General features: G+C 71.0%; 21 protein-coding genes and 1 pseudogene. 10 read left to right on the top strand and 12 right to left on the bottom strand.

The annotated features are described in order from the left end of the window. Positions 1-145: 145 nt before the first annotated feature. The 3 genes from rox to UA75_RS15990 all read right to left on the bottom strand — a co-directional run bounded on the left by rox (position 146) and on the right by UA75_RS15990 (position 3,960). Positions 146-1,579 carry a rifampin monooxygenase gene (gene rox, locus UA75_RS16000; protein WP_075743870.1) on the bottom strand — a complete coding sequence of 478 codons (1,434 nt, stop codon included), beginning with the start codon at positions 1,577-1,579 and terminating at the stop codon, positions 146-148. A 648-nt stretch (positions 1,580-2,227) separates the two neighbouring features. After that, complete coding sequence (locus UA75_RS15995; protein WP_083683237.1) at positions 2,228-2,998, bottom strand: SDR family NAD(P)-dependent oxidoreductase; 771 nt, start codon at positions 2,996-2,998, stop codon at positions 2,228-2,230. Next, positions 2,995-3,960 carry an alpha/beta hydrolase family protein gene (locus tag UA75_RS15990; RefSeq protein WP_075740919.1) on the bottom strand — a complete coding sequence of 322 codons (966 nt, stop codon included), beginning with the start codon at positions 3,958-3,960 and terminating at the stop codon, positions 2,995-2,997. Before UA75_RS15990 ends, UA75_RS15995 begins: the two co-directional genes overlap by 4 nt. Positions 3,961-4,141: 181 nt before the next feature. Here UA75_RS15990 and UA75_RS15985 point away from each other — a divergent pair, with 181 nt between their 5' ends. Continuing rightward, positions 4,142-4,738: a TetR/AcrR family transcriptional regulator gene (locus tag UA75_RS15985; protein WP_075743868.1), complete on the top strand. Its 597-nt coding sequence runs from the start codon at positions 4,142-4,144 to the stop codon at positions 4,736-4,738. A gap of 328 nt (positions 4,739-5,066) precedes the next feature. Further along, entirely contained in the window at positions 5,067-6,125 is a 1,059-nt protein-coding gene (locus UA75_RS15980) for an SDR family oxidoreductase (RefSeq protein WP_075740918.1), read from the top strand. A gap of 167 nt (positions 6,126-6,292) precedes the next feature. On the opposite strand, the gene UA75_RS15975 is transcribed toward UA75_RS15980, so the two are convergent. The 3 genes from UA75_RS15975 to UA75_RS15965 all read right to left on the bottom strand — a co-directional run bounded on the left by UA75_RS15975 (position 6,293) and on the right by UA75_RS15965 (position 13,812). Beyond that, positions 6,293-11,773 carry a biotin carboxylase N-terminal domain-containing protein gene (locus UA75_RS15975; protein ID WP_075743867.1) on the bottom strand — a complete coding sequence of 1,827 codons (5,481 nt, stop codon included), beginning with the start codon at positions 11,771-11,773 and terminating at the stop codon, positions 6,293-6,295. A gap of 219 nt (positions 11,774-11,992) precedes the next feature. Beyond that, on the bottom strand, positions 11,993-12,925 hold the full coding sequence (locus tag UA75_RS15970; RefSeq protein ID WP_075740917.1) for a LysR family transcriptional regulator: 933 nt from the start codon (positions 12,923-12,925) through the stop codon (positions 11,993-11,995). A gap of 257 nt (positions 12,926-13,182) precedes the next feature. Continuing rightward, positions 13,183-13,812, bottom strand: a complete 630-nt coding sequence (locus UA75_RS15965) for a TetR/AcrR family transcriptional regulator (RefSeq protein WP_075740916.1) — start codon at positions 13,810-13,812, stop codon at positions 13,183-13,185. Between the two features lie 556 nt (positions 13,813-14,368). Here UA75_RS15965 and UA75_RS15960 point away from each other — a divergent pair. The 4 genes and pseudogenes from UA75_RS15960 to UA75_RS15945 all read left to right on the top strand — a co-directional run. Next, positions 14,369-15,595, top strand: a complete 1,227-nt coding sequence (locus UA75_RS15960) for a Cmx/CmrA family chloramphenicol efflux MFS transporter (RefSeq protein ID WP_075740915.1) — start codon at positions 14,369-14,371, stop codon at positions 15,593-15,595. 355 nt (positions 15,596-15,950) lie between these two features. After that, positions 15,951-16,313, top strand: coding sequence for a dienelactone hydrolase family protein (locus UA75_RS34565; RefSeq protein WP_318533304.1), 363 nt, complete (start codon positions 15,951-15,953; stop codon positions 16,311-16,313). Positions 16,314-16,893: 580 nt separating this feature from the next. Further along, complete coding sequence (locus UA75_RS15950) at positions 16,894-17,301, top strand: YciI family protein (RefSeq protein ID WP_075740914.1); 408 nt, start codon at positions 16,894-16,896, stop codon at positions 17,299-17,301. A 25-nt stretch (positions 17,302-17,326) separates the two neighbouring features. Further along, positions 17,327-17,722 (top strand): annotated as a pseudogene (locus UA75_RS15945) (sigma factor); the annotation flags it as partial. A 51-nt stretch (positions 17,723-17,773) separates the two neighbouring features. On the opposite strand, the gene UA75_RS33895 reads toward UA75_RS15945, so the two are convergent. From UA75_RS33895 to UA75_RS15935, 3 genes are read right to left on the bottom strand one after another with little or no spacing between them, the layout of a single operon-like run. After that, on the bottom strand, positions 17,774-17,935 hold the full coding sequence (locus UA75_RS33895; protein ID WP_198043045.1) for a hypothetical protein: 162 nt from the start codon (positions 17,933-17,935) through the stop codon (positions 17,774-17,776). Next, on the bottom strand, positions 17,932-18,621 hold the full coding sequence (locus UA75_RS33890; RefSeq protein ID WP_198043044.1) for a hypothetical protein: 690 nt from the start codon (positions 18,619-18,621) through the stop codon (positions 17,932-17,934). Before UA75_RS33890 ends, UA75_RS33895 begins: the two co-directional genes overlap by 4 nt. Before the next feature lie 33 nt (positions 18,622-18,654). Next, on the bottom strand, positions 18,655-19,017 hold the full coding sequence (locus tag UA75_RS15935; protein ID WP_075743866.1) for a MerR family transcriptional regulator: 363 nt from the start codon (positions 19,015-19,017) through the stop codon (positions 18,655-18,657). A gap of 210 nt (positions 19,018-19,227) precedes the next feature. Between UA75_RS15935 and UA75_RS15930 the strand changes: the two genes are divergently transcribed. Together UA75_RS15930 and UA75_RS32905 are read left to right on the top strand one after the other, a co-directional pair. Continuing rightward, positions 19,228-20,133, top strand: coding sequence for an NmrA/HSCARG family protein (locus tag UA75_RS15930; protein ID WP_075743865.1), 906 nt, complete (start codon positions 19,228-19,230; stop codon positions 20,131-20,133). Positions 20,134-20,277: 144 nt separating this feature from the next. Continuing rightward, a complete protein-coding gene (locus UA75_RS32905; RefSeq protein WP_157434211.1) occupies positions 20,278-20,916 on the top strand; it encodes a hypothetical protein in 639 nt (212 codons plus the stop codon). A gap of 372 nt (positions 20,917-21,288) precedes the next feature. Here the strand turns inward: UA75_RS32905 and UA75_RS15920 are convergent, their stop codons facing one another. Together UA75_RS15920 and UA75_RS15915 are read right to left on the bottom strand one after the other, a co-directional pair. After that, complete coding sequence (locus tag UA75_RS15920) at positions 21,289-21,891, bottom strand: dihydrofolate reductase family protein (protein ID WP_075740912.1); 603 nt, start codon at positions 21,889-21,891, stop codon at positions 21,289-21,291. Between the two features lie 56 nt (positions 21,892-21,947). After that, entirely contained in the window at positions 21,948-22,538 is a 591-nt protein-coding gene (locus UA75_RS15915; protein ID WP_075740911.1) for a TetR/AcrR family transcriptional regulator, read from the bottom strand. A 538-nt stretch (positions 22,539-23,076) separates the two neighbouring features. Between UA75_RS15915 and UA75_RS15910 the strand changes: the two genes are divergently transcribed. Together UA75_RS15910 and UA75_RS15905 are read left to right on the top strand one after the other, a co-directional pair. Next, positions 23,077-23,634 carry a TetR/AcrR family transcriptional regulator gene (locus UA75_RS15910; protein ID WP_075740910.1) on the top strand — a complete coding sequence of 186 codons (558 nt, stop codon included), beginning with the start codon at positions 23,077-23,079 and terminating at the stop codon, positions 23,632-23,634. Between the two features lie 76 nt (positions 23,635-23,710). Continuing rightward, a complete protein-coding gene (locus UA75_RS15905) occupies positions 23,711-25,222 on the top strand; it encodes an MFS transporter (protein WP_075740909.1) in 1,512 nt (503 codons plus the stop codon). A 104-nt stretch (positions 25,223-25,326) separates the two neighbouring features. On the opposite strand, the gene UA75_RS15900 is transcribed toward UA75_RS15905, so the two are convergent. Then, complete coding sequence (locus UA75_RS15900) at positions 25,327-26,577, bottom strand: RNA polymerase sigma factor (protein ID WP_075740908.1); 1,251 nt, start codon at positions 26,575-26,577, stop codon at positions 25,327-25,329.

The following is a 26,577-nucleotide window of genomic DNA, read 5'->3' as shown; positions in this document are numbered from 1 at the left end:
CGCGGCGTCGGGTCGGTGCCGAGGGCGGTGCGGCCGGAATCGGCGCCGGAGAACCCACGGCCGACATCGGCTACGCCTGCTTCGCGACGCTGCTCCTCGAACAGCTCCACGCCGCGCGGGCGGCATCGACCCGACGCCGCGCGCTTTAGTCCAGCGGCGCGCCGAACCAGCGGGGCAGGTGCTCGAGCAGCTCCTGCTGATCCTCGCCGACCCACGCGACGTGACCGTCCGGCCGCAGCAGCGCCGCAGGCACGGCCCGTTGCGTCAGCTCCGCACTGGTGTCGACGACGTGATCGACCCGATCCGCCCAACCCGCCGTCGACAGCCTGCCGGTCTGATCGAGCAGCAGCCCCCGGCCTCGGTGCATCCGCTCGTACAGGCGCCCCCGCCCCAGCGCCACGTCCCGTAGCCGCCTGCCGAGCAGCTCAGGGCCCGCGCCGAAGTCGTAGCGGATGCCGATCGCGATGACCTTCTCGATCAGATACCGGTTCACCTCCTCGAAGTCCATCAGCTCCGACACCAGGCCGCGCACCGCCTGCGGCCCCGGCTCGAGCAGGGAGAGCTGGACCATCGCTCGGGTGAGGTTCAGGACATCGGCGGCCACGGGACGTCGCTCGACCTGGTAGCTGTCCAGCAGCCTCTCCGGCGCCCAGCCGTCGATCTCGGCGGCGAGTTTCCAGCCGAGGTTCACCGCGTCCTGAACCCCCAGGTTGAGACCCTGACCCCCGTTCGGCGGGTGGATGTGCGCCGCGTCGCCCGCCAGCAGCACCCGATCGACCCGGTAGGCCTCGGCCAGGCGGGTGGCGTCGCCGAAACGAGACAGCCAACGCGGCGAATGCACGCCGAAGTCGGTGCCCCCCACTGCCCGCAGCTGTCGGCTCAGCTCCTCCAGCGTCGGCGGAGTCCGCCGGTCCTCGGACACCCCGGCGGCGGGCACGAGGATGCGGAACACCCCGTCCCCGATCGGCGCGGCACCGAACCGCTGCTCGGTCTTGCGGACCTCGGCCGTCACCTCGGCCACCTGCTCCGGTGACGCGGTCAGCTCCGCCTCGCCCAGCAGCGTCTCGACCTTGGCTGGCTCGCCGGGAAAGCCGATGCCGAGCAGCCTGCGCACCGTGCTGCGGCCGCCGTCGCAGCCGACGAGGTAACGCGAGCGCAGCCGCGTGCCGTCGGCCAGCTCCACGGTGACCCCACAGGGGTCCTGATGCACCTCGACCAGTGTGCAGCCGCGCCGGATCTCGACGCCGAGCTCGAGGGCATGCTCGGTCAGCAGCCGGTCGGTGACCGGCTGCGGGATCCCCAGGACATAGGGATGCGCGGTGTCGACAGCGGGCGCAGGCTTGTCGATGCCTGCGAAGAAGCCGCCGACCGGATACTTCGTGCCGTGCGCGAGGAAGCGGTCCAGCAGGCCGCGCTGGTCCATCAGTTCGATGCTGCGCGCATGCAGGCCGAGCGAGCGGATGACCTTGGTCGGCTCCGCGTCCCTCTCCAGCACGGCGACGTGCACGCCGTGCAGCCGCAGCTCGGCGGCCAGCATCATCCCGGTGGGCCCGCCGCCCGCCACGATCACGTCGATCATGAGATTCCCCGATTCACTCCGGTCGCCTTCCGGCCCGACTGCCGTGGCGAGTCCGATGGCACGGGTGCCCGCGTCCTCCGCGTCGAGTACCCCGCACCACAGCACGGGGCACCACGCCACACCGACACCACGCACCGCGCCGAAGCCCTCGTTTTCGCACGTGACGGCTTCGGCTGGGAGATTCTGCGGCATGCCCCGGGTCTTGCCGCAAGCCCCCCGGTGCGCTATAAGTTGAAGATGGCAGGAGTGGTGTTCTCCTTCTGACCTCCTCTCGGTCTCTCTCCGGTGTGCTTCGTGTCGGCAGCCCCGGAGCCGCGACCCGTATGGCTGTCCTCCGTCGGTGTGTCGGCGACGAAAGACGACGGCGCCGTTCCGATCCACCGCCGGGGTGAGCGGGACACGGCCGGGCACGATCGGTGCGCCCGCGCCGACCTGCGGGGGAGGCACGGCCCGCAGGATCGGTGCGAGAGCAGGCGCGTCGGGCGCCGCCTCGTCCCGTTTCGTTTCCTCCCGGCGCCGGAACGTCGAGAGCGAGCAGGCCGATCTCGGTGCGACGACCGTCCCCTGGCCGGCATTCGCACCTCAGGCAGCACGGGCCGCCTCGTCCCCGGGACGAGCGCGGTCACCAGCCCCGTCTTCAGGCAGCGGCTACCAGCCGAGGGGCTGTCGGTCGCGGAAGAACCCGCCGCGCGGCCCGTCGTCCGGCAGGGTCGCGGCCCACACGATGCCGGGAGCGCTGTCCTCGACCGGGCGCGCGCCCAGGTGCTCGGCGCCGGGCTGCGTCGCGGTGACGCCGGGGCAGACCGCGTTGACGATGACCGGGGTGTCGGCCAGTTCCGCCGCCAGCACGGCGGTGAACCCGTTCAGCGCCGCCTTGCTGATGCCGTGCGTCGCCGCCGCACCACCGAACAGCGGGAAGCCGTACTGCTCGTCGGTGTGCGAGCCCGCACCGGAGCTGACGTTGACGATCCGAGGGTGGTCCGATCGGCGGAGCAGCGGCAGGAAGGCCTGCGTCATGCGCCAGGCGCCGAACAGGTTCACCTGCACGACCTCGGCCGCGGTGCCGAGGTCCGCTCCGGTGGCGGTCTCGAAGCGGTCGGGAGAGGCGGCGGCATTGTTGATCAGGATGTCGAGTCTGCCGGGATGTGCGGCGAGGGCCTCCGCCGCGCCGGCGACGGAGGTCGGGCTGCCGATGTCCAGGCCGACCGGGAGGGCGTCGACTCCGTCGAGGGGGTGCGCGGCCTCGGCCGCCCGCTGGGGATCTCGTGCGGCGATCACCACGCGGACTCCGGTCGCGGCCAGTTGTCGGGCGACCTCCAGCCCGAGGCCGTGCGCGGCGCCGGTGATCAGTGCCGTGGGCGGCGGGGAGTCGGACGGCCCGCGCTCGCCGTCCTCGGCCGGTTGACGGTTCGCTGTCATGACTTGGATTCGACCTTTCCGAGTGGGCGGGGTCCGGATGTCAGCGCGGCGCACGCCTCCTGCCACGCCGTGTCGCCGGGGTAGAGCTGCGAGCGGAGGTAGGCCCAGCTCAGCCGTTGGACCACGGCCACCCGCTCGGGGCTGTCGTCGGTGGTCTCGGCGGCGTCGTATCCGGAGACCCCGCCGAGGACGTGCTCGCCGCCGAACAGGGTGAGCAGGGACTTCGGGCCGGGGGAGAGGAAGTACGGGTCGGTGGCCCAGGCCGCGCCCCGGACCGTGAGGTGGGCGGAGTGGTCCTGGTCGCCCGCGACCACGAGCGCGGGGGTCGCCATCCGCGACAGGTCTGTCGTCGAGAGGAAGGGGTAGTTCTCGGCCGCGAACTCGCTGAGGGCGTCACCGCCCCGACCGGGCGCGGCGAGCAGCACGCCCGCCGTGATACGCGGCTCGGTCAGGTTCACCTCCGTCCCGTCGTGGGGATCGGTGAGCCTGGCACCCAGTAACAGGCTCGCGGTGTGCCCGCCCATCGAGTGCCCGACCACGGCGACCCTGTCCCGATCCACGCGCCCGCCGAGCTGCGGAACGTCCTTCTCGATCACGTCCAGCTGATCGAGGATGCGGGTCATGTCCTGGGCCCGTGATCGCCAGTACAGCGGTGCCTCTGGGTCCGCCGGGTTCAGGCTCAGCGTCTTGGAGTCCAGGTGGGTGGGCTGGATGACGACGAAGCCGTGCGCTGCGTAGAAGTCGGCGAGCGGGCCGTAGCCGTTGCGGGAGGACAGGTGGCGGGAGTTGCCGTGGCCGTGAGAGAGCAGGATGACCGGCAGCGCGTCGTCGTCGCTGATCGGCGTGGAGACGCGTGCCTCCAGGTCGACGGCGCGGCCGGGAGTGGGCAGGACGACCGGGTTGACGGAGAGGACGGGGGTCGTCGCGGCGAGGTAGTCGGCCGCGTCGTTCGGTTCGTTCATGATGGGGTGGTTCCTTTCGCCAGAGGCGCCGGCGCCGGTGATGACCGACCGGCGCCGGTGCGGAACGGTGAGAACGCAGGGACGGAAGCTGCTCCGCATCGGCCACCCTGAAGCGGAACAGCGTTCCGAAAACATACGGAACACTGTTCCGATTTGTCAACGCGCATCAGAAGGAGCTGTGGTGTCCACGACCGATCCGGCCGGACAGACGTCTGCCAGAGGCAGGCGCGCCGATGCGGTGCGCAACGAGCAGGCACTGCTGGCCGCAGCGGCCGCCGTGTTCGTCACCTCCGGCGTCGACGCCCCCATCCGGGAGATCGCGGCCCGAGCCGAAGTCGGGATCGGAACGATCTACCGTCACTTCCCGACCCGCGCCGAACTCGTCGTCGCCGTCTACCGCCACCAGGTGGAGGCGTGCGCCGAGGCGGGGCCGAGGCTGTCTGCCGAGGCCGACTCGCCCTTCCTCGCGCTGCGCCGATGGGTCGACCTCCTCATCGACTTCGTCGTCACCAAACACGGCCTCGCCGACGCACTGCAGCCGGGCAACAGCGCATTCGAGGCGCTGCACACCTATTTCCTCGACCGCCTGGTTCCCGTCTTCACGCAGTTGCTCGACGCCGCCGTCCAGGCGGGCGAGATCGACCCCGGCACAGAGCCCTACGAACTGATGCGCGGCATCGGCAACCTCTGCATCGGACACGGCAGCGACCCGCGCTACGACCCCCGTCGACTCGTCGACCTGCTCCTCAACGGCCTGCGGCCGACCGGGACCTCCTGAACCGCCGACGGCTCACCTCCGCAGGCGACGCTCGCCGCCGACCGGCGTCGCGACGCCCCTCCCACGCTGCGGCCCGGCTCGTCCTCCGCCCGACCTCCTCGACGGTGACAGCATCCGGGGCGTCATCGGCCGCACCCGAGACCCGACAGGTATGAGCAAAACTCATCGATGTGGTGAGAAACAAGCCTTGGACTCATGAGGACAGGCCAGGAAGGCTCGACGGCGGCCGTCCCCGGCCTCCTGTGCGAGCGACGGCCCGACGGCGAGCCCCACCGGGGGCACCACATCCCGACGTCGGATCGGCGACGTCGGCATCGAAAGAGGAGTAATGAGCACTCAGCCCAAGGTCGCACTCGTGGTCGGCGCCAACGGAGTCATCGGAGGCAGCCTCGTCGAGCACCTTCTCGAACTCGGCGACTGGCAGGTCATCGGCCTCTCCCGCCGAGGCGGCACCGAAGCCGACCGACTGCGACACGTCCGCGTCGACCTGCTCGACGCCGAGGACACCCGCACCAGACTCGCCGAGCTGACCGACGTCACACACGTCTTCTACGCCGCTTACCAGGACCGGCCGACCTGGGCGGAGCTCGTGCCGCCGAACCTCGCGATGCTGGTCAACGTCATCGACGCGATCGAGCCGGTCGCCGAGGGACTCGTCCACGTCAGCCTCATGCAGGGCTACAAGGTCTACGGCGCGCACCTCGGGCCGTTCGCGACGCCCGCCAGGGAGACCGACGCCGGGCACATGCCGCCGGAGTTCAACGTCGACCAGCAACAGTTCCTGGAACGACGCAGCGGCGGCAGGACGTGGAGCTGGTCGGCGATCCGCCCCTCGGTGGTCGCCGGCGTCGCCCTGGGCAATCCGATGAACCTGGCGATCGCGATCGCCGTCTACGCCACCATGTCCAAAGAGCTGGGGCTTCCGCTGCGCTTCCCCGGTCGCCCCGGCGCCTACGACAGCCTGCTGGAGACGACCGACGCCGGGCTGCTCGCCCGCGCGACCGTCTGGGCCGCCACCGACCCGCGTTGTGCGGGCGAGGCCTTCAACATCGGCAACGGCGACCTCTTCCGCTGGAGCGAGATGTGGCCGAAGATCGCCCGTTTCTTCGACCTGGACACCGCGCCGCCGCTGCCGATGTCGCTGACGACGATCATGGCCGACAAGGAGCCGCTGTGGGACTCCGTCGTCCGCCGGAACGGGCTGGCCGCCCACTCCTACGCGGAGGTCTCGTCCTGGCCGTTCGCCGACGCCGTGTTCTCCTGGGACTACGACATGTTCGGCGACGGATCCAAGGCCCGCCGCTACGGATTCCACGAGTACGTCCAGACCGAGCAGATGTTCATGGACGTCTTCACCGAACTGCGAGATCGCCGCATCATCCCGTGAGCGGCGCGGACCCGACAGCGGCCTGCGCTTCGATCAGGACGACAGACGCAGGCTGACCCGCCGTCGACCAGTCCGTCGACCATCTCGAGAACCGGATCCGCCGCCGGTCTCGCCGCAGGCGCGTGCCGCCCGGACCGACCGGGCGGCACGCGCACGACAGGGCGGAGTCAGGCCCGCCCGATGGCCTCGATGATCCTCGGGCGCAGCTCGGCGGCGCTCACCACGGCGTCCACCGAACCGACCTCGATGGCGCGCTGCACACTGTGCACCCGGTCGAACTCGGTGGCCACGTCGGTCAGCTTCTCCGCGCGCACCGCCGCCCGCGTCTCCGCCAACGTCGCACTCACCTCGACCCGCTCGGCGCCGGCGGCCGCCCCGAGACGTGCCTCCAGGTCGGCCACCCGTGGGTCGGCCGAGGTGCGCCGGTTCACCTCGCCCGCGAACACCACCGCCGCCGCAGGCGCACCGCCGAGCACCGAGGCGAACGCACCCTCCACGGCGAGCACCGTCATGTTCGGGTTGAGCGCCTTGGAGAACACCACGAACGCGCCGCCGTGATAGCGGGAGATCACACAGAACACGATCGGGCCTTCGAAGTTGACGACCGCCCGGCCGATCTCGGCGCCGTACTCCAGCTGCAGCCTGCGCATCGACTCCGGGGAGCCGTCGAAGCCGGACAGGTTCGCCAGCACCACCAGCGGCCGGTTGCCGCTGGCCGCGTTGATCGCACGGGCCGCCTTCTTCGACGAGCGCGGGAACAACGTGCCCGCCGTGTAGGTGTCCGGCCCGTCGGTGGGAGGGAATCCCCGGCGGGCCACCGAGCGGGACTCGATGCCCAGCAGACACACCGGCCTGCCGCCGAGGTGCACGTCCTGCACCACGGCGGTGTCGGCCTCGGCCATGCCCGCCCAGCGCTCCAGCGCGGCATGGTCCTGATCGGCCACCGCACGCATCACGGTGCGGATGTCGAAGGCCTTCTTGCGGTCCGGGTTGGCGGTGGCCGAGAAGATCTCGCCGACCGTCCCGAAGTCGCTGCCCTCCAGGGCGTGCGGGTAGTCGGAGATGTCCCGGTCGTGCGGGTCGGTGGTGCCCGAGTGCCGGGGTCCCGCCTCACCCGGTGCGACATAGGTGTGCGCGTAGTGGGCCATCAGCACGTCGCGGGCCGCACCCAGGTTCGGCGCCCAGTACTGGGCCTGCCCGTTCGGCCCCATGACGCGGTCGTAGCCGCCGATGCCGAAGTTGTCCTCGGCGGAGACGCCGCCGGAGAAGTCCAGCGACTGCTTGCCGGTCAGCACCATCGCCGAGTCCGGCGTCATCACCAGGATGCCCTTGGTGTGCATGAGCATCGTGGCCTCGGCGTTCCAGTAGGGCTGGGCGCCGACGTTGATCCCGGCGACCACGATGTTGATCTCGCCGCCGTCCTGAGTGAAGGTGACGATGCGCTTGAGCGCGGCGGCCACCCAGTCCATGTTCTCCGTGCCGGACTCCATCGAGATGCGGGCGCCCGAGGACAGGGCGAACCACTCCAGAGGAATGCTCCGCCGCTCGGCGAGGTCTAGGGCGGCGATCACCCGTGCGCACTCCGGCTCCGACAGCGCGCCCAACGACTTCGTCGGGTCGCCGAGCAGCACCACGCGGGACATCCCCTCGGGGTGCAGCGAGGTGGGCGTGGTGACCACGCCCGCCACCAGCGCGGCGGTGTTCTGGCCCGCCGGTCGGCTCACCGGCACCAGGGCGCCCTCGTCGTCGAGGTCGTGCTCGACGAAGGTGCCTCGGGAACCGGCGAGCATGCCGGTCAGCTCGTAGGGGTAGACGGTGCCGCGCCTGCTCGCCCGCAGCACCTTCTGCCGGTAGTCGTCCAGCGGCTCGATCAGCCCGGTCGGGCGATCGCCGATCTCCAGTCGGATACGGGACTCGCCGTCGTAGCCGATGCGCACCGCGATGTCACTCAGTTCGCCGCTCTTCGGGGCACGCTGGCGGGCGAGGAACACGACCTCCTCCAGCCCGGCGCCCGCCGTGGTCGGCAGGATGCGCTGGGCGACCGTGTTCAGCTCCGCATTGGTCAGCTCGCTCGGCGGCCAGACGTAGATGAGGATCCGGTTGGTGTCGAACCGCTTGTTCGCAGGCCGACCGGACTGCACCTTGCGGATCGCGTCCAGGCAGCCTGCCAGGGTGTCCTCGAGCGCGGGCAGCGCGACCAGCCTGCCCTCGCCGTCCCGCAGCGGGGTCAGGTCGCGTACCTGGGCCAACGCGACGAGCCGCTCGTCGGAGGTGTTCTTCGGCGCGACACAGCGGAACAGGTACACCTCCTCGTCGGCCGAGGGCAGCCGGGTGAGGTCGAAGTTGCGCAGCCGTTGCAGCTGCATCCGCTGGGCGATCAGGGGGTGCAGGCCTCGGATGAGGCGTTCCTCGGTGATCCCGGTGGAGGACGGGCGGAACGTGAAGTGGTGGTGCATCACCGCGCCACTGCGCCCGGCGACCGTGGTGGTGACCCGGCGCAGCTGACTGAACAGCTTCCGGGAGGCCAGCACCTCGCGCAGTTCGGCGGCCATCGCATCCGGGTCTTCCGGCTGGTCCGACCAGGTCAGATAGATGTCCGCGACGACGTCGTCGGTCGGCGCGATCTCGTCGATGGCCCGCACGGCGTCCGGCAGCGCCGCGAAGTCCACGGCGGTGGTCAGCACCGCCGACCGGCCCGCGTCGTCGTGGTGTTCGGCGACGACGAACGTGCAGCCCGCGATCTCGGTGGCGTGCAGGTCGTGCAGCGACTTGTTGCCGTAGTACCGGCGGGTCAGCACCTCCAGCATCGGTGCCAGACCGGCGCCCTTGCGGCCGATCCGCTGCCCGAGCAGCCGAACCAGCGGCTCGGAGCTGGCCACCATCGAGGCCATCCGCTCCGAGCGGTCCGGCGCGTCCGGGTGGGCGTCCAGGTGGTTGAGGTGCTTGCGGACGCCGGCGTAGATCTGCGCCCGGTTGCGTCGCAGCATCGGCTGGGCGAACCACCGGAAGACGACCGAACGGGCGAGGTCGGCGACGGCGGGGAAGCGGACCTGGGTGGCGGCGACCAGGTGTTCCAGCGCCAGGCCCGCGGTCTCGCGCAGGGGGCCGCCTGGCGGCGGCTCGGTCAGCCACTGCCGCATCAGCATGGTCACCACGGCGACGTCGGTGGCCGCGCGGCGCTGGGCGAGGAAGATCCGGAAGACGGCGTCCTCCAGTTCCGGGGTGCGTTCCAGGTCGGTCACTCCGTAATGACCGAGAACCCTGGTCAGGCGCTGCTGGAACTCCTCGGGCAGCCCGGCCCGCTCGGCGTCCAGGCTCTGCAGGTAGGTGTGGAAGTACTCGCGGGGGCTGTGCACCTGGGTGTCGGGGGTGCCCTCCGCGCCCGCCGGGCGGTTGCGGGTCAGCTCCGACAGGTCGGCGAACACGCCGAAGAGCTCGATCTCGCCCGCCAGCGGCCTGCCGTTGCCCGTGGCGACCTCGGCACGCGCCGAGGCGTAGTCGTCCATCACCCGACGGCCGTCCTGCGCGTCGGCGTCGAAGCCGAGCAGCAGGGCGCGCAGGTCCCGCAGCCCGGTCGCGACCCGCTCGGCGGCGGGGACGTCGGCGGGCGCGGCAGGCAGGTCGATCTCGGCGGCGGCGGTGTCCCGGTCGGCGCCGGAGTCGGCGCCGTCGCCGAGCGGTTCCAGCCACAGTAGCGGCGCCCCAGCCTCGACCTGGCTGCCCACCGCGACCGGGCGTTCGCGCAGCCGCGCCCGGAACGGCGCGCGCAGCACGGTCTCCATCTTCATGGCCTCCAGCACCAGGACCGGAGAGCCCGCCTCCACCTCGGCGCCGACCTCCAGCGGCGTGGCGACCACCAGCGCGGGGGAGGGGGCGCGCAGAACGCCGCCCTCGTCGTGGCTGATGCGGTGTGCGACCCCGTCGACCTCGACCAGGTGGGTCGGTCCGTGCGCGTTGGTGACCAGTCGGAACCGCGTGCCGTTGACGACGATCTGGCCGGTGTGGCGGTCGAAGCGTTCGATCACGACATCCGCCGCCTGGGGTGTGCCCTTGCCTGCGGCGATCGCGACGCGGAACCGGTTCGGTGCGACGCGGCCGACGTGCACCCGGTAGCCGGCGCCGCGCAGCTTGAGCTCCAACGCACGGTCGGTGTCCAGTTGCACCTGCGGGCGTCCGCCGTGCGCGGTGGACAGCAGACGCTGCCGGGCGAGGGTCTCGGCGTCCTCGTAGGCCTCGATCGCGGCGGCGGCGAGCGCGATTGCGGAGCCCTGCTGCGCGACGAGCCTGCCCTCGCCCCGGACCCGGTCGATCCAGCCGGTGTCGGCGCTGGCGTCGATCACCTCGGGCTGGTTCAGCAGGTCGAGGACGAAGCTCTTGTTGGTCGCGCCGCCCGCGATGATCACCGTGGTCTGCGCCATCGCGCGGCGCAGCCTGCCCAGCGCCTCGTCGCGGTCGCGGCCGTGCGCGATGATCTTCGCGATCATCGAGTCGAAGTCGGCCGGGATGGAGTCGCCCTCGCTGACCCCGGTGTCGACGCGGATACCGGGGCCCGCAGGGAGGGACAACCGGACGATGTGCCCCGGAGCCGGGGCGAAGTCGCGGTCCGGGTCCTCGGCGTTGAGCCGCGCCTCGACGGCGTGGCCGCTCTCGGCGGGCGGCCTGCCCTCCAGTCGTCCGCCTGCGGCGACGTGCAGCTGCGCCTTCACCAGGTCCATGCCGGTGGTCAGCTCGGTGATGGGGTGTTCCACCTGAAGTCGGGTGTTGACCTCCAGGAACGCGAACAGCTTCTCGCCGGGGTGGTAGAGGAACTCGACGGTGCCCGCGCCCCGATAGCCGACCGCCAGGACCAGTCGTTCAGCGGCGGCCTTGAGTTGACCGGCCTGCTCCGAGGTGAGCACCGGGGACGCCGACTCCTCGATGATCTTCTGGTTGCGGCGCTGCACCGAGCAGTCCCGCACGCCCAGCGCCCACGCCGTGCCCTGACCGTCGGCGATCACCTGCACCTCGACGTGCCGTGCGCCGGTGACCAGCCGTTCCAGGAACACCACGCCGCTGCCGAAGGCCCGCTCGGCCTCCATCCTGGTGCGCTCGTAGGCGTCGGTCAGTTCCTCGGGGGAGGTGACCATCCGGATGCCTCGGCCGCCGCCGCCTGCGGTCGCCTTGAGCATCAGCGGGTAGCCGATCTCGTCCGCCGCGCGGACGGCGGCGGCCAGATCGTCCACCGCACCCCTGCTCCACGGCGCGACCGGGACGTCGACCTCCTCGGCGAGCAGCTTGGACCCGATCTTGTCCCCGAGTCGGCGCATCGCCTCGGCGCTCGGCCCGACGAACGTCACCCCGATGCGCTCGCACAGCTCGGCGAACGCCGGGTCCTCCGCGACGAAGCCCCAACCGACCCAGGCGGCGTCGGCGCCGCTCTCGCGCAGTGCTCGTTCCAGGACCGCCAGGTCCAGATACGGCCGGGCCGAGGCGGGGCCGAGGTCGAAGGCATGATCGGCCTCACGGACGAAGGTGGCCGTACGGTCGGCGTCGGTGAAGAACGCGACGGTCTCGATCCGCGTCCCGGTTTCCGCGGAGAGCTCCCGCACGGCGTGGATCAGCCGCATCGCGGCCTCTCCGCGGTTGACGATGGCGACACGACTGAACACCGACCGAGCCTCCTGCACTAGACATCTGTTGGGCTCGCTCTCGCCCACTCTCACCCTGAACACTCCCGTGTAAGGCCCGGTAATGAAATGCCGTCACCGACCGTGCCTGGTGCCTGAACTTGTGGAAACCGGCCAAAAGGTGACCTCGGTCACTCGGCGGAGTCGGTCGCGGCGAGGCGGACGTGCCGCCAGACGGTCCGCCGTCGCCGCGTAGCAGGCTCAGCCCGGCGGCTCGTCGTCGCCGAGGCCGAACCGAGCACGCAGCGGCTCGGGCAGGACGCGGACGGTCTCGAGGAGGATCCGGACGAAGGCCTCGGTCAGCGGATCGGGCGCGGGACGGGTGTAGGCCGCCAGCGGGCGGCACACCGGAGGGTCCGGGCGCAGGACCAGGCCGTCGAAGGCAGTGGGAATCATGTTGGCGGGCACCAGCGCGGGTCCGAGCCCGGCGGCGGCCAACACCGGGGCGGCGGCGGTCTGCTCGGTGCGCACTGCGGCGACAGGTCGGAATCCCGCCTCGGCGCAGGCCTGATCGAGGACCTCGGCCAGGCCGTGTCCCGAGGCGTAGTGCACCCACTTGCAGTCGGCCAGTGCGGACAGCGCCACTCGCAGTGCCCCGCCGTCCCCCATCGGATCGTCGGAAGGCAGGACGACGACGAACTCCTCCACGCCCAGCGTCCACACCGGTCCGTTCCACCGACGCGGCAGTGGGCCGACGGCAAGATCGGCGGCGCCCTCAGTCATCGCAGCGAGGAGTTCGTCGGTGTGCCGATGCTCCGACAGACTGATCTGCACGTCCCGGTGATCCTGCCGCCAGCGGCGCAGCACCGGAGGCAGCACACCCAGACCCACGGAGTACACGGCCGCCAGTCGCAGTTCGCCCTGTTCCAGGCCCGAGGCCTGCCGGGCCGCACATCCGGCCCGATACGCATCGGCGAGCGCGGCGCGCGCGTGCGGCAGCATCGCCCGGCCTGCCGGGGTCAGCCGCACCGACCGGGGAAGCCGTTCCAGCAGCGGACCGCCTGCGGACCGCTCCAGGATGCGCATCTGATGGGACAACGCGGGCTGGGTGACGTGCAGCAGCTCGGCGGCTCGGGTGAAGGAGCCGTGGTCGGCGACGGCAACCAGGTATTCGAGCTGACGCAGACTGACCATGAGCAGAGTTTATGGCCGTGACTCGCGGAGGCGGCGCCGCCTCATGGCGTTCGCTCGGCGCACGGCGCCGCGACCGTCGCACCCCCGGACGCCCTCGGCACGGCCTGCCCGGTCGGCGGCGTTCCTGATCGTGTCCCGCGCACGGTGCCCGGCGCTGCTCGTCCGGGAAGGCGGGTGACGCGCCGAGCCGGAGGTGGCACCTCGGTGCGCCCGCTTAAGGTCTGCCGGTCGCCCGGCGGCCACCCGCACTCTTCGGGTCAGGACGCCCCGCCCTCGCCTGATGCCTCGTCCCCGCCGGGCACGGCACGCATCGCCGTCTCGGCCAGGGCCGTGAGCTCACGGGCGGAGGCGCCGTCCCGCGCGCGTTGCGACATGCCCTGGATGACGGCGGCGAGATAGGAGGCCAGGACGGGGACGTCGGTGTCGGCGGGTAGTTCCCCTGCGGCCACGGCGCTCCGCAGTCGCTGCTCGAACCCGGTCAGGTTGGCGTTGCGCAGGTCCCGCAGGCGCTCGGCGACGTCGGCGTTGGCGGGGGAGCAGTTGGCGGCGCCCGAGATCACCAGACAGCCCGGCGGCAGGGCGGGGTCGGTATAGGCGGCGGCGGCCTCCCGCAGCATTCTGGCGATGCCCGCCCGGACGCCGGGCTCTTCGTCGAGCGCGCGGAGCATGAACTCGCCATGAGTCTGGCGGTAGGTGGTGACGACCTCGTCGAACAGGGCCTTCTTGTCGCCGAATGCGGCGTACAGGCTGGGCGGCTTGATGTTCATCGCCTCGGTCAGGGCGCCGATCGAGGTCGCCTCGTAACCGTGCTCCCAGAACAGTCGGGTCGCCACGGTCAGGGCGGCCTCGCGGTCGAAGCTCCGAGGGCGTCCGCGTGTCGCTGCCATCAGCCCAGGCTATAGCGTCCGCTACAGAATCGTCGTGACGGCCTGACCCCGCCCTGCGGCGGTGATCGCTCGCGCGCCGCAGACCTGGTCACCTCCGCCGTCACGATGGTTCCGACCGTCCGTCACCCGCGTGCCCGGTCGGGCAGGCAGCATACGGGAATCGGGGGATTCGACCCGGGCTGCCTGCAGACGGGGCCGGGCCGGAAATCCGGTGGACGCCCGCCGCCCGGCGCGACTAGCCTGCCGAACGTGTCCAGCCCCGAGGCGTCAAGACGCTAGCCACCGGCTTCCGGTGGCTTCCCGGCACTGTCCTCGACGCTCCGCCGCCCTGAGGCCGCGCGGGCTGTCGCTCTGACGTGACCACTGCCGCCGGATCGCCGCCGTGCGGGTTCCTGTCCGACCTCGCTCGTGCGTCCTCGGTGACGCGGCGAGGTCTCATCGCGCGGGGGCCGCGCGGGGTCTGATCAGGCGAGCGCCTGCTGCCGTCGATGCACCGACCCCGCTGCCGCCTTCCGACGCTTCATCGATCCTCGATGCGGTCTCTCGGAGTCTTGTCATGCCCTTTGCCATCTATCTGCTCGGACTCGCGGTCTTCGCCCAGGGGACCTCGGAGTTCATGCTGTCCGGACTCGGCCCGGACATCGCGGAGGACCTGTCGGTGTCCATCCCGGCCGCAGGTGCGTTGACCTCGGCGTTCGCCGTCGGGATGATCATCGGCGCCCCGCTCATGGCCTTGCTGAGCCTGCGCTGGTCGCGTCGGCGCGCGCTGTTGGTCTTCCTGCTCGTCTTCCTGATCGTGCACGTCGTCGGCGCGCTCACCACCAGCTACGAGATCCTGCTGGTCACGCGGGTGGTCGGGGCGCTGGCCAACGCGGGCTTCCTCGCGGTGGCGCTGGTGACCGCGACCGGGATGGTCGAGCCCGACGCCAAGGGGCGAGCCACCGCCGCGCTGCTGGGCGGCGTCACCATCGCCTGCGTCGCGGGCGTCCCCGCCGGTGCCCTGTTGGGGCAGGCGTGGGGATGGCGCTCGGCGTTCTGGGCGGTGGCGCTGGTGTCGGTGCCCGCCGTCGTGGCGATCCTGCGGGCGGTGCCGTCTGCCGCCCCCGCCGACGCCCCCGCCGACGCCGCACCCGCCGGCGAGGTCGCCGTTCCGAGCGCACGTCGGGAGCTGCGCGCACTGCGCAGCCCGAGGCTCGGAACGCTGCTGGCGCTGGCCGCCCTGGTGAACGGGGCCACCTTCTGCACGTTCACCTATCTCGCACCGCTGATCACCGACGTCACCGGCCTCGGCGCGGGCTGGGTGCCCGCCGGGCTCGCGCTGTTCGGCATCGGCTCGTTCCTCGGCGTCACCCTGGCGGGGCGGATCGCCGACACGCGGCCGATCCCGCTCCTGGCGATCGGCGGGACGATGCTGTTGTTCGGCTGGATCGGCTTCGCGCTGACGGCCGGGAGCCCGGCGGCCGCGATCGTGCTCGTCCTGGTGCAGGGCACGCTGTCCTTCGCCGTCGGGTCGACTCTGATCTCACAGGTGCTCTACGCCGCAGGCGACGCGCCGAGACTGGCGGGCGGGTTCGCGACGGCGGCGTTCAACGTGGGCGCCGCGATCGGCCCCTGGCTCGGCGGGATCACCATCGACGCAGGCCTCGGCTTCCGGTCGCCGGTGTGGGTCAGCGCCCTGCTGGTGGCGCTGGCCCTGATCACCGGGGGTGTCGCCGGTCTGGTGTGGCGTCGGACCTCGCGCGCCAGAACGGCGGTGGCTGCGAGGACGGCGCTGCGGGACTGACCTGCCGCTGCGACTCGACGAACGCAGGCCCGGATTCGGCCGGGCACTGTCGCGCGGTGTGTGCGGGTCCCGCTGACGGCATCGAGCCGATGCCGTCAGCGGGTATCCCGGCGGCGACGGATGTCGGCTGTCGGTGTCTCCGCGCCCTGCTCCGTTCTGGGTCGGCAGCAGCGGATCAGGAGCCGACGACGTGGCGTCTCCGTTCGGACAGTGCTCAGCCGGGCGCCGGGCGGAACATCGACGTCGGCGTGTTCGGGCCCGCCGCCTGCACCGGGCACGCCTCCGTCGCCGCGGCCTGGCCCATCTCCGGTCAGGCCCCGCCGATCGCGCGGGTCAGCAACGTGCGCAGCCGCTGGTGTTCCTCGACGGTCCGGCTCGCGATCGGCGACTGCTCCGTGAGGAGGTCCAGCAGGCGCGCCCGCAGCTCACCGCCTGCCGGGGACACCGCCTGGTCGCCGAGCTCACCGCTCAGGTCCACCTCGGCCTCGCCGAGTACGACCTGACGCCCGAAGACCTCAGCGAGCTCAACCAGGCCCTGGACGCCGCAGGCATCAGCTACACCATCGAGACCTACCCCGACACCATCCACGGCTACACCATGTCCGACACCGACGCCTTCAACCCGTCGGCACTGCAGCGCCACTGGGACCGGCTGCTCCCGCTCCTCGACCGCACCCTGGCCTGCACGGAAGACCAGACCCCGACGACACGGCTCTAGAGGCACAGTCCGGTCGCCCGACCGCGACGTCGAGGTCAGGCGACCGGACCATCGAGCCGCACACCGACGCCGTGGACCCGGGTTGCCGATCAGACCAGTCCGCTGGTGCAGTAGCCGATCGGCTACCGCACCAGCCGGAGTCCCGCTCACCTGCTCCACAAGAGTGTTCCGGCGAAGGCGGGGCCGAGTCGGCCCGGGCCGCTGCTCCACTGACGACCCGCCTGCACCGGGCCCCGCGTTCGGCACAAGCGCAGCCGGGTCGTCCGCCGGAGGTCTCCCGTCACTGCCCGCGAACGAGATCGATCACTCGTTGGGTGCGGGCACATGCGCACTCGACGTGATCCGGGTTGAGTAGCAGCAGTACGGCCGGGCTCGCTCGTCCGCACACCGGCTGGTCAGTGGTCTCGTCCGACGAATCCGTCGCCCCCCGGCGGGTTCTGCGCGCTGATCTTGCGGCTCGGTCCGTGCCAAGTCAGGAGGTTCTCGAAGAAGAGGCGGCGAGGATGTCGAGAACGGCCTGGCGACTCCGTCCCAGTACCAGTCGCGGCCACCGTGGCCGCCCGCAGCGAGGAGAACCCGCATGGCCAAGTACCTGCTTCTCAAGCACTACCGGGGTGCTCCGGAGGCCGTGAATCCGGTCCCGATGGACCAGTGGACCCAGGAGGAGGTCCGCGACCATGTGCAGTTCATGGGCGACTTCGCCGACCGGCTCCGGAGCAGCGGCGAGTTCGTCGACGAGCGTGCCCTCTCGCCAGAGGGCACGTTCGTCCGGTACGACGGGGAGGGCAGGCCGCCGGTCACCGACGGGCCCTTCGCCGAGACCAAGGACCTGATCGCAGGCTGGATGGTGATCGACGTCGACACCTACGAGCGGGCGCTCGCGCTCGCCGCCGAGTTGTCGGCCGCCCCCGGTGCGGGCGGCAAGCCGATCCACGAGTGGCTCGAGGTGCGCCCGCTGCTGAGCGCGTCGCCGACGGTCACCGAGTGACCGGACCGGTAAGGCAGATCAGGTGGTGGACGAACTCCTGCTGCGGGAGTTGACTCCTGCGGTGATCGGCGTCCTCGTGCATCGCGGAGTCGACTTCGCGACGGCCGAGGACGCCGTGCAGGAGGCGCTCATCCAGGCCGCGCTGACCTGGCCAGACACCAGACCCGCCGACCCGAAGGGCTGGCTGGTCACGGTCGCCTGGCGCAAGTTCCTCGACGTCCGCCGTGCCGAGGTCTCGCGTCGCGACCGGGAACAGCGGTTCGAGGCGGAACCGCCGCCAGGACCGACCGAGACCGCAGACGACACGTTGCAGCTCTTCTTCCTGTGCGCCCATCCGTCGCTGAGCCCGGCGGCTGCGGCGGCCCTCACGCTGCGGGCCGTCGGCGGCCTGACCACTCGGCAGATCGCCCAGGCCTACCTGGGGGCAACCGGGATATGAGCGAAAGGGGCAATGGCCTCCTGAAGCTGCTGGTCAGGCGTCAGTGTCGGCGAGCGCGCGGTAGAGCGAGGCGACTGAGGGATGCTGGCCGGCGTTCTTGCCGGTCTTGATGGTCAGCTTCTTCACGATGTCGGGCATTGGAGTGCCCTTGTCGCGCAGCGCGCGGGCGAAGAGCACGTCGTCTTCGTCGATCACCTTGGGCCAGCCGCCGTGGTTGCCGCGTGCGGCGGCGGCCCGCTGGCCTTCGAGGGTCCTCTCGTGGATGTGGTCGCGGTCGAGCAGCGCGCGTAGCCGATCCGGATCGGCACGCCGCTCGTCTCCGGCGCCGTCGCGGCGACCTCCGGGCCCTGCGTCCATTTCTTCCCTGGCCCGCGATCGGCCGGGACGGCCACGGTGAGCTCGTCGCGCAGCGACGGTACGAGGATGAACCGAGCGGTGTGGTACTTCGCGGCGGTCTTCCCGGCGCGGGTTCCGCAGGCGCTGCCGGCGGGGACGTCGCATTGCGGACAAGGGTGGCGTTCGGCCGCGGCATCGTCGGGTCCGAGTTGTATCCCGCCAGTCTCGCAGAACTCTGTCAAAACCTGGGGTAGTTCTGCGAGGTGTTGTGCGAATCGCGACCTGGGGATCTTCGGCCCCGGTGTCGATTTCAGGAGTTTCTCTGCACAGATATCCGAACTCCTGTGCACGCTCCCGATGATCCGGTTCTCATCCATCACAAGCATCGCGTTGTTCAGCCGTTCCGTGTAGATCCGGTACGCCTTGCGCTCGGCCGGGGATACCCCGTCGGCGCCCAGCGCCGCGGCGGCGAGCAGCGCCTGGTGGACCTCGGGCAGCGCGGTGACATGCAGGCTGTAGCCCTGGTTATCGGTGAGAACGATCACGGTCCGGGCCGTGCGAGTGTGGCCGCCCCTGCTTCAGGATGGACTTCCTGTTCCGTCATGATTCCGCGCCTCGGTTATGCAGTCGTGCAGCCGGTTGCGCACGTCCCGCAGGTCCGTCATCTGCCGGTCGAGGCGGTCGCGTTCGGCCGCGAGCAGCTCCAGCAGTTCCGGTGACGCCTCACCGGAGTCGGCGAACGGCAGCACCTCGCGGATGGTTCTGCTGGGCAAGCCCACGGAGTAGAGCTGTTGGATAAGCCTGACCCGTTCGACGGCACCGGCCGGATACTGGCGCTGGCCACCCGGATTCCGGGTGGAGTGCAGCAAGTCCTGCTGCTCGTAGTAGCGCAGCGCCCTGACGCTGACGCCCGCCTTCGCGGCGACCTCTCCGATCCGCATCCCGGCCTCCTGACTCGACTCCACGTCTCGCTTGCACCTGACGTTGGCGTCAGGTTTTAGCGTAGCGGACACGGCGCGAACCACCCCTTACGAACTCTGGAGCACGCCTGTGACCAGCACATCTCCGACTCACTCCTCAGGATCCCAGGAAGAATCAGCAATGTTTATCAGGAACACGTCCGTGATCGCCGAAAGCGCAGCGTGGTCGGCATGACCAACATCAACAAAACCGTCGTCGTCCTGGGCGCCACGGGGCAGCAGGGAGGATCGGTCGCCGCTGCGCTGCGGGCCGACGGCTGGGTGGTGCGCGCGGTCGTCCGCGATCCGTCCGGCTACCGGGCCCAGTCCCTCTCCGCCTCCGGCGTCGAAACCGTCCGCGGTGACCTTGGGGATCCGGAGTCGCTCCGCGCGGCCTTCGCTGACGCCCACGGTGTCTTCAGTGTCCAGCCGAACTCCGGCCAGGCCGGCGCCGGCGTGACCAACGAGGACGAAGTCCGCTTCGGCACGGCGGTGGCCGACATCGCCGAGCGCTGCGGCGTCGCCCACCTTGTCTACAGCTCGGCGGTCACCGCGGGCTCGACAACGGGCATCGACCATCTCGACACCAAGAGCCGTATCGAGGCCCATGTCCGGAATCTGGACATCGCCGGCACCATCATTCGGCCAGCCACGTTCATGGAGCTCCTGGTGACCCCCGAAATCGGCCTCGACCGGGGACACCTGTCCTTCCTGATGCGCCCCGACCAGGCCATGCAGTTCATCGCGGTACGCGACATCGGCCGCATCGTCGCCGCGGTCTTCGGCTCACCCGAAAGCTACGCCGGCCGCACCATGGAGATCGCCGGTGACGCTCTCACCGGCAACGCCCTGGCCGGGCAGCTGACCCAGGCCGCCGGTCGACCGATCAGCTACAGCCGCCTGCAGGCACAGGACGAGGTCCTCAGCAAGTTGGAAGCACTCGTAGACGACGGCAGGCTGGTGGGAAACGCGAACCTCGACGCCTTGCGCACGGAGTTCCCGTCCCTGCTGTGCTTCGACCGCTGGCTGGCGGGCCCTGGTGCGGGCCTCCTCGATGAGGCGCTCCGTTCCACGGACACGGGAATCGCTCCGCGCTGAACGAGGCCCTTCCAGGCATCGGGGAACCTCAGTACAGCGGTTGGCTCCGAGAACAATCGTGGTCCGATCGGCGCGAGTGTGCTGACGCGTTTCTCGTACTCGCGGCGGGCCTTGCACTGGGCCGGGCCCGCCGGGACGCCCTGGGTGCCGTCGAGCGGCTGGCAACGGGCGAGGAGCCCGCGGTGCACGGCGGGCGCGGCTGACGCGCATGGTGTAGCCCTGGCCGCGCTGTACGGTCGCCCTCCGGTCGAGCGCGGCCCGCTCGGCAGGCTCCAGCTCAGCGGCGCGGAGGAAGTCGGCGACCTTGCCCGGCATGTCGAGGGTGACCGGCAACTCCGGGCCCGGGACGTTCTCCTCGATGGTGATGTGGTCGGGCATGAGGTCGGCGACAGCCGTGCGGATGGCGTCGCGGCTGACGTCGTGGTCCCGGGCGAGGGCGGCGATCGAGCGGTCTTCCAAGTACGCGGTGCGGACGGCGTCGGTCTTGTCGGCCGCCACGGCGGGGCGACGCCCGCCCTTGCTGCCCTTGGCCTCGGCGGCGCGCAGTCCGTCGTGGGTCAGCTCGCGCTGGAGTTCGCCGGCGGCGGCGAGGGTCTGCACCATGAACTTCACGGTGGACAGCAATTCGCCTGTACGGGCGCTCGGCTACTCGTCCTCGCCGTCGTCCGTCTTCCGACCGCGGCGAAGCTGTATGCCGACGCCGCCCGGTCTGCCCCCAACCTCGCCGAACGTCACCACCTCACCCTGCAGGCAGCGCGGATCGGCCAGGCGCTGCGCGGGTGACGCTGTCGGCAGACCCGATCCGAGGAGGCCTGGTCCGGACCTCCGTTCCGTGCCCGTCGGTGTGCCTGCCCACCTCCGACGCGGTGTTTGAGGAACAGGGGAACACACACCGGTGCCAAGCCTGAATCGCGCCTTGACCTGCTGTTTCGCGAGGTGGCCAATCCTGCTGTGTGGTGCTGAGGTGCGTCCAGGGTCCGCCGCGATAGACGTCGGCGTACAGCCGTTCCCCAGCGGGTTCACTCGGGCCGAGTCGGCGCGGTACCCATCCCTCGAGGAGGTGGGCTTGTCCACCGGGCGGAGGGGTCTGGGCGCGGCACGTCTCGGGCGAGTGTCGGCTCCGAGGTGGGGCCCTTCGCACTCCCCGTCAGTGGTCTACCGGGTGGCGGGGCGTCGGTCGTAGGTGAGGAAGCAGGCACCGCCGGTGAGGATGGTGTGGTCGGCGAGTTCCCAGTTGGCGGGGGCGAAGCCGGTGGTCCGTCCGAAGAGAGGGATGCCTGCGCCGATGGTGATCGGGCTGAGCTTGACGAGCATGCGGTCGATCTCGCCGTAGAGTGCGCCTGCCAGTTCTGCGCCGCCGACGAGCCAGATGTCCTTGCCGCCGCTGTGCTTCAGCTCCCGCACCGTCGCCGCCGGATCGTCGGCGACCAGCTCGACGCCGACATCCGGGCTTTCGGTCAGAGTCCGGGAGAAGACCAGATGGCGAAGGTGAGGGTAGGCGTTGGTCACGCCTGCGGCGATGCCGATCTGATAGCTCTTGCGTCCTTCGACCACGGTGTCGAAGTGGGTGCCCTCGGCGGTGACGCCGAGCGCGGCGCGGGCCTGCCCGGGGAGGGTCTCGGGGTATTCGCCGATGAGGTGCTCGAGGTAGTCCTGCGAGGGGGTCCAGAAGCCGTCGGGGCCGGTGGGGTCCGACCCGTCGGGACCGGCGATGAAACCGTCGAGCGTGGCGGCGACGAAGTACACGAGCTTGCGCATGGGGGACCTTCGTTCTCGGGAGCGGTGGACGGCTGCGGGGCGTGACGTCGCGGTGTTCACGTGGTGCCGGCAGGCGGCGGCACGACGATGCGCGCCACGGCCTGCGTGATCAACTCGTCGCGCTGGTCCTCGGTCAGGACGTCCGGCAGGGTGAGCTGCTCGACGACGAGCCAGTTCATCGCCAAGAAGACGAGTCGGACGGCGGTCGCGTCGCCGGGCAGGCCCGCAGCCTCGTGCAGGGTGACGTTCTCGTCGAGGTCGGCGCGGACCCGCTCGGTGAGCAGCGTCCGCAACTCCGGCCGTCTGGTGGCCTCCAACCGAAGTTCCAACAACGCCAGGTAGCCGGACCGGAAGGCGGCGGAGCGGGCGACGGCCTCCCGCACCATCGCGGTGTAGGACGCGACGTCCCGAACCCGGTCGAATGCCTCGGTCAGCTCGGCATCCTCCGGCCTGAGCCGCTCGTAGACGCGGGCGCCCGCCTGGACGAGCAGGTCGTCGCGGTCGCGGAAGTAGTTGGACGCGGTGCCGATGGGCACCGCCGCCTCCTTGTCCACGGCGCGCTGGGTCAGGCCGCGTGATCCCTCGCGGGCAAGGACCTCGATGGCGCCGTCGAGCAGGGCGGCTCGACGGGCCGGGTTCTGACGCATCCGGTACTCCTGACTCGCTCGGAAGTACTTCGATCAAACCACTTCATCCGAAGTGGGTCAACCGAAGTGATTTGATCGACGTGGTTCAGGATGCCGCCGGGCCGGGCGCCGTTGTCCGACATCGAGGTGACCGGGAGCCGGTGGGCAGCCCCAGGCGAATGGACCGTTCGGTCCACTTGCCCGAACCCGACGGTCGGTTCGCTTCGCGGCTCCGTGGGCGTCGACGAGCTGCGGCCCGCCTGCCAGAGTCCAGGAACACTGTCGACCCGGCCGCCGAACTCCGACGACGAACCGCGCACCACTTCGTGGGCGCCGAGGGCACGCAGGTCACCGCCGTGGCGATCCGGTTCCCCGATGGCGACCGGCACGTAGGCGCCCCGGAGACGGGCGAGCCGCACGGTGCATGGAGGCCGCCAGAGACGGCGCCGACGTCGACACCGAGTTCACCGCCTCGCCCCGCGTCGGGCGCCCGCACTCGGCCGCGATGTGGCCGCAGTCACTCGGGTAACTGTACCTTCCGGAAGGTACAGTTACTCCCATGAGACCGAGTTCGAGGACCGCGATCCTCGATGCCGCGATCCGCGTCACCGAGCGCGCGGGCATCACCGGGCTGACCCTGGACGCCGCCGCCGAGGAGGCCGGCGTGACCAAGGGCGGCCTGCTCTACCACTTCCACACTCGTGACGACCTGCTGCTGGCGATCCAGCAACGCATCACCGACCAGTGGGAGGAGCGGCTGCTCGCCGAGTTGGGCATGCCTCGGGACGAGGCGACGCCGCAGCAGCGAGCCGCCGCCTACGCCCGGCTCAATCTGAGCGACCAGCCCAGCAGCACCGCCGAACTCGCGTTCATGCTGGAGTCGGCGAATCACCCGGCACTGGCCGAGGTGTGGAACGAGCTGACCCAGCGCTGGGTCCCGGCGCCGACCTCGCCGGAGTCGGCGACGCTGAACCTCTTCCTCGCCCGCCTGGCCGCCGACGGACTGTGGCTGCTCGAGGCCACCAAGGGAACCTCGCTGACCCCCGCAGTCCGGGAGGCCGTGACCCGCCGCATCACCGCGTTGATCGAGCCGCCGTCGGACCCCGCCGAGTCCTGACTCCGGTTCCGGTCTGGTGGCATCGACCACCCGTCATCCCGCCCCGACCACTCGGAAGAAAGCCGTCGGATACCTCATGCCCGCACGCCGCTGGACTGTGCTGCTGACCGTCTCACTGGGACTCCTGCTGATCTCGGTGGACATGACCGTGCTCTACACCGCCCTGCCGACGCTGACCGGCGAACTGCGCGCGAACGCGTCGGAGAAGCTGTGGATCATCAACGCCTACCCGCTCGTCATGGCGGGTCTGCTCATGGGAGCGGGCACGCTCGGCGACCGCGTCGGGCACAAGCGGATGTACCTGGTGGGCCTGGCCGTGTTCGGCGCCGCCTCCGCAGCGGCGGCCTACGCCGCCTCGCCCACGATCCTCATCGCCGCGCGAGCGTTCCTCGCCGTGGGAGCGGCGGCGATGATGCCCGCCACGCTCTCGTTGATCAGGACCACCTTCGACGACGAGCGGGAACGCAACATCGCCATCGCGATCTGGGGCTCGGTCGCGGTCTGCGGCACCGCGCTCGGCCCGATCGTCGGCGGCCTGCTCCTGGAGCACTTCTGGTGGGGATCGGTCTTCCTGATCAACATCCCGATCGTGCTGATCGCCCTGGTGCTCACCGTCCTCGTCGCCCCCGGCGGCGGGGGAGCCGCCGACAAGCCGTGGGACCCGCTGGCCTCGGTCCAGATCATGGTCGGGCTCGTCGGCCTGGTCTATGCGATCAAGGAGGCGACGAATCCCGCGCCGTCGCTGCCCGCCATCGGCGTGGCGGTGATCGCGGCCGTCCTCGGGTTCTGGCTCTTCGTGCGTCGTCAACGCGGCCGCGCCTACCCACTGATCGACTTCACCCTGTTCCGCGACCCGCGCATCCTCATCGGCGTCGTCGCCGCGGCCGCCGCGATGTTCACCACGGCGGGCGTGCAGCTCATCCTGTCCCAGCGTCTGCAACTGGTCCTGGGCCAGAGTCCGTTGGAGGCGGGCCTGGTCGTGGCCGCCTTCGCACTCGGCTCACTGCCGGTGGGCATCGTGGCCGGGGCGAGGCTGCACCGGGTGGGCCCGCGAAAGCTGATCGCCGGGGGACTGCTGGCATCGACGCTGGGCGTGGTCGCCATGCTCGTCGTCGGCACGACAGGACAGCTCGCAGTGATCCTCTGTCTCGTCGTCATCGGCGCGGGCGTCGGCGTCGCGATGACCGCCGCCTCCTCCGCGATCGTGGGCAACGCGCCCGCCCACCGCGCGGGCATGGCGTCCTCAGTGGAGGAGGTCTCCTACGAACTCGGCAGCCTGACCGGCGTCGCGATCCTGGGCAGCGCCCTGACCTCCGTCTACAGCCGGGTCATCACCCTGCCCGCCGGGGCGCCGGCCGAGGCCGCCGCCAGCCTGGACGACGCCCGCGCCGCCGCCGCCGGAATGGCGACCGAGGACGCGGACCCGCTGGTGAACGCCGCCGTCCGAGCCTTCGACAGCGGCTATCACGTCACCCTGGTGATCGCGGCGGCGGCACTGGCCGCCGCGACGATCTTCAGCCTGCTGTATCGACGTGGTCGCCCGAACGCGCCCGTCGACTCGGCGTCCTCGGCGGTGACCCGCTCCTGACCCGTCGGCACCAAGACGAGGCCCGCTGCGACGTGCGATCGAGCCGAGCGCAGTGGACGAGACCGTGGCCGTCGAGCGGCAAGTCGACTCGACGACCACGGTCGTCACCCCGCAGGCCCGTCGCGCAGCCTGACTGCACGGCCGAGGAGATACCGCTGCTCGGGGAGGCTGAGCGTGCGACGAGCCGCCTCGGCGTACGCCGCCGCCTCGTGGTCACCGGCCGGCTCCCACAGGTGGCCACGCACCGCCGCGAGGCGATGGTGTCCACGAAGTCGCTCGTCGGCGTCCAGTGAGGCCAGCAGCCGCAGCCCCGCCTCGGGACCGTGGACCATCGCGGCGGCCACGCCGAGGTTGAGTGTGACCATCGGGTTTCCGGTCAGCCGCTCCAACAGCCGGTACAGCCCGAGGATCTGCGGCCAGTCGGTGTCCACGGCGCGCACCGGCTCGGCGTGGACGGCCGCGATCGCCGCCTGGAGCTGATACGGGCCCGGCGTGGTGCGTGCCATCGCCTCGCTGATCAGAGCCGTGCCCTCCGCCACCGCACTCGCGTCCCAACGGGTGCGGTCCTGTTCCGCCAGCGGGATCAGTTCCCCCGCAGGTCCGGTGCGGGCCGCGCGACGCGCGTCGGTGAGCAGCATGAGGGCCAGCAACCCGGCCACCTCGCCGTTGCGGGGGAGAGCCGCTTGGACCATTCGGGTCAGACGGATCGCCTCGGCCGACAGGTCCGCACGGTGCAGCGCCTCCCCCGAGGTGCTGGTGTGCCCCTCGGTGAAGATCAGGTAGAGGACCTGGGACACGGCGTCCAGCCGGGCCGCCCGCTCGGTGTCCCGGGGCGGGCGGAAGCCGATCCCGGAGGCCGTGATGCGCTTCTTGGCCCGGCTGATGCGCTGCCCCATGGTCGCCTCGGCAATCAGGAACGCGCGGGCGATCTCGATGGTGGTCAGCCCGCCGACGGCCCGCAGCGTGAGCGCGACCTGCGACGGCGGGCTCAGCGCGGGGTGACAGCAGCGGAACAGCATCGCCAGCGAGTCGTCGTGCTCGGACTCGCGGTGTGTCTCGGGCGGCGGCGCGAGGAACTCGGCCTGCGGGATGCGCCGGGCCTCGGCGGCCTCGCGCTCTCGACGGGCCTGACTGCTGCGCAGTTCGTCGACGAGTCGGCGGCCCGCCACCCGGATCAGCCACGATCTCGGCTCTTCGGGAACGCCGTCGGCCGGCCACCGGGTCGCCGCGATCAGCAGCGCCTCCTGCACGGCGTCCTCGCTTGCGTCGAAATGCCCGTAGCGGCGCACCAGCGCGCCGAGGACCTGCGGAGCGAGATCGCGCAGCAGGCCCTCGACAGCGGTGGGAATCGACAT

The organism is Actinoalloteichus sp. GBA129-24, assembly GCF_001941645.1.
Taxonomy (GTDB): Bacteria; Actinomycetota; Actinomycetes; order Mycobacteriales; family Pseudonocardiaceae; genus Actinoalloteichus_A; species Actinoalloteichus_A fjordicus.
Note: the sequence above shows the minus strand (reverse complement) of the source record. Positions and strands in the feature narration are given on the sequence as shown.

Coding starts and splice junctions, on each gene's coding strand:
- rox (WP_075743870.1), bottom strand. CDS start 1,579: ATGATCGACGTGATCGTGGCGGGCGGCGGGCCCACCGGGATGATGCTG.
- UA75_RS15995 (WP_083683237.1), bottom strand. CDS start 2,998: ATGACAGCGAACCGTCAACCGGCCGAGGACGGCGAGCGCGGGCCGTCC.
- UA75_RS15990 (WP_075740919.1), bottom strand. CDS start 3,960: ATGAACGAACCGAACGACGCGGCCGACTACCTCGCCGCGACGACCCCC.
- UA75_RS15980 (WP_075740918.1), top strand. CDS start 5,067: ATGAGCACTCAGCCCAAGGTCGCACTCGTGGTCGGCGCCAACGGAGTC.
- UA75_RS15970 (WP_075740917.1), bottom strand. CDS start 12,925: ATGGTCAGTCTGCGTCAGCTCGAATACCTGGTTGCCGTCGCCGACCAC.
- UA75_RS15965 (WP_075740916.1), bottom strand. CDS start 13,812: ATGGCAGCGACACGCGGACGCCCTCGGAGCTTCGACCGCGAGGCCGCC.
- UA75_RS15960 (WP_075740915.1), top strand. CDS start 14,369: ATGCCCTTTGCCATCTATCTGCTCGGACTCGCGGTCTTCGCCCAGGGG.
- UA75_RS15950 (WP_075740914.1), top strand. CDS start 16,894: ATGGCCAAGTACCTGCTTCTCAAGCACTACCGGGGTGCTCCGGAGGCC.
- UA75_RS15935 (WP_075743866.1), bottom strand. CDS start 19,017: ATGCGGATCGGAGAGGTCGCCGCGAAGGCGGGCGTCAGCGTCAGGGCG.
- UA75_RS15930 (WP_075743865.1), top strand. CDS start 19,228: ATGACCAACATCAACAAAACCGTCGTCGTCCTGGGCGCCACGGGGCAG.
- UA75_RS15920 (WP_075740912.1), bottom strand. CDS start 21,891: ATGCGCAAGCTCGTGTACTTCGTCGCCGCCACGCTCGACGGTTTCATC.
- UA75_RS15915 (WP_075740911.1), bottom strand. CDS start 22,538: ATGCGTCAGAACCCGGCCCGTCGAGCCGCCCTGCTCGACGGCGCCATC.
- UA75_RS15910 (WP_075740910.1), top strand. CDS start 23,077: ATGAGACCGAGTTCGAGGACCGCGATCCTCGATGCCGCGATCCGCGTC.
- UA75_RS15905 (WP_075740909.1), top strand. CDS start 23,711: ATGCCCGCACGCCGCTGGACTGTGCTGCTGACCGTCTCACTGGGACTC.
- UA75_RS15900 (WP_075740908.1), bottom strand. CDS start 26,577: ATGTCGATTCCCACCGCTGTCGAGGGCCTGCTGCGCGATCTCGCTCCG.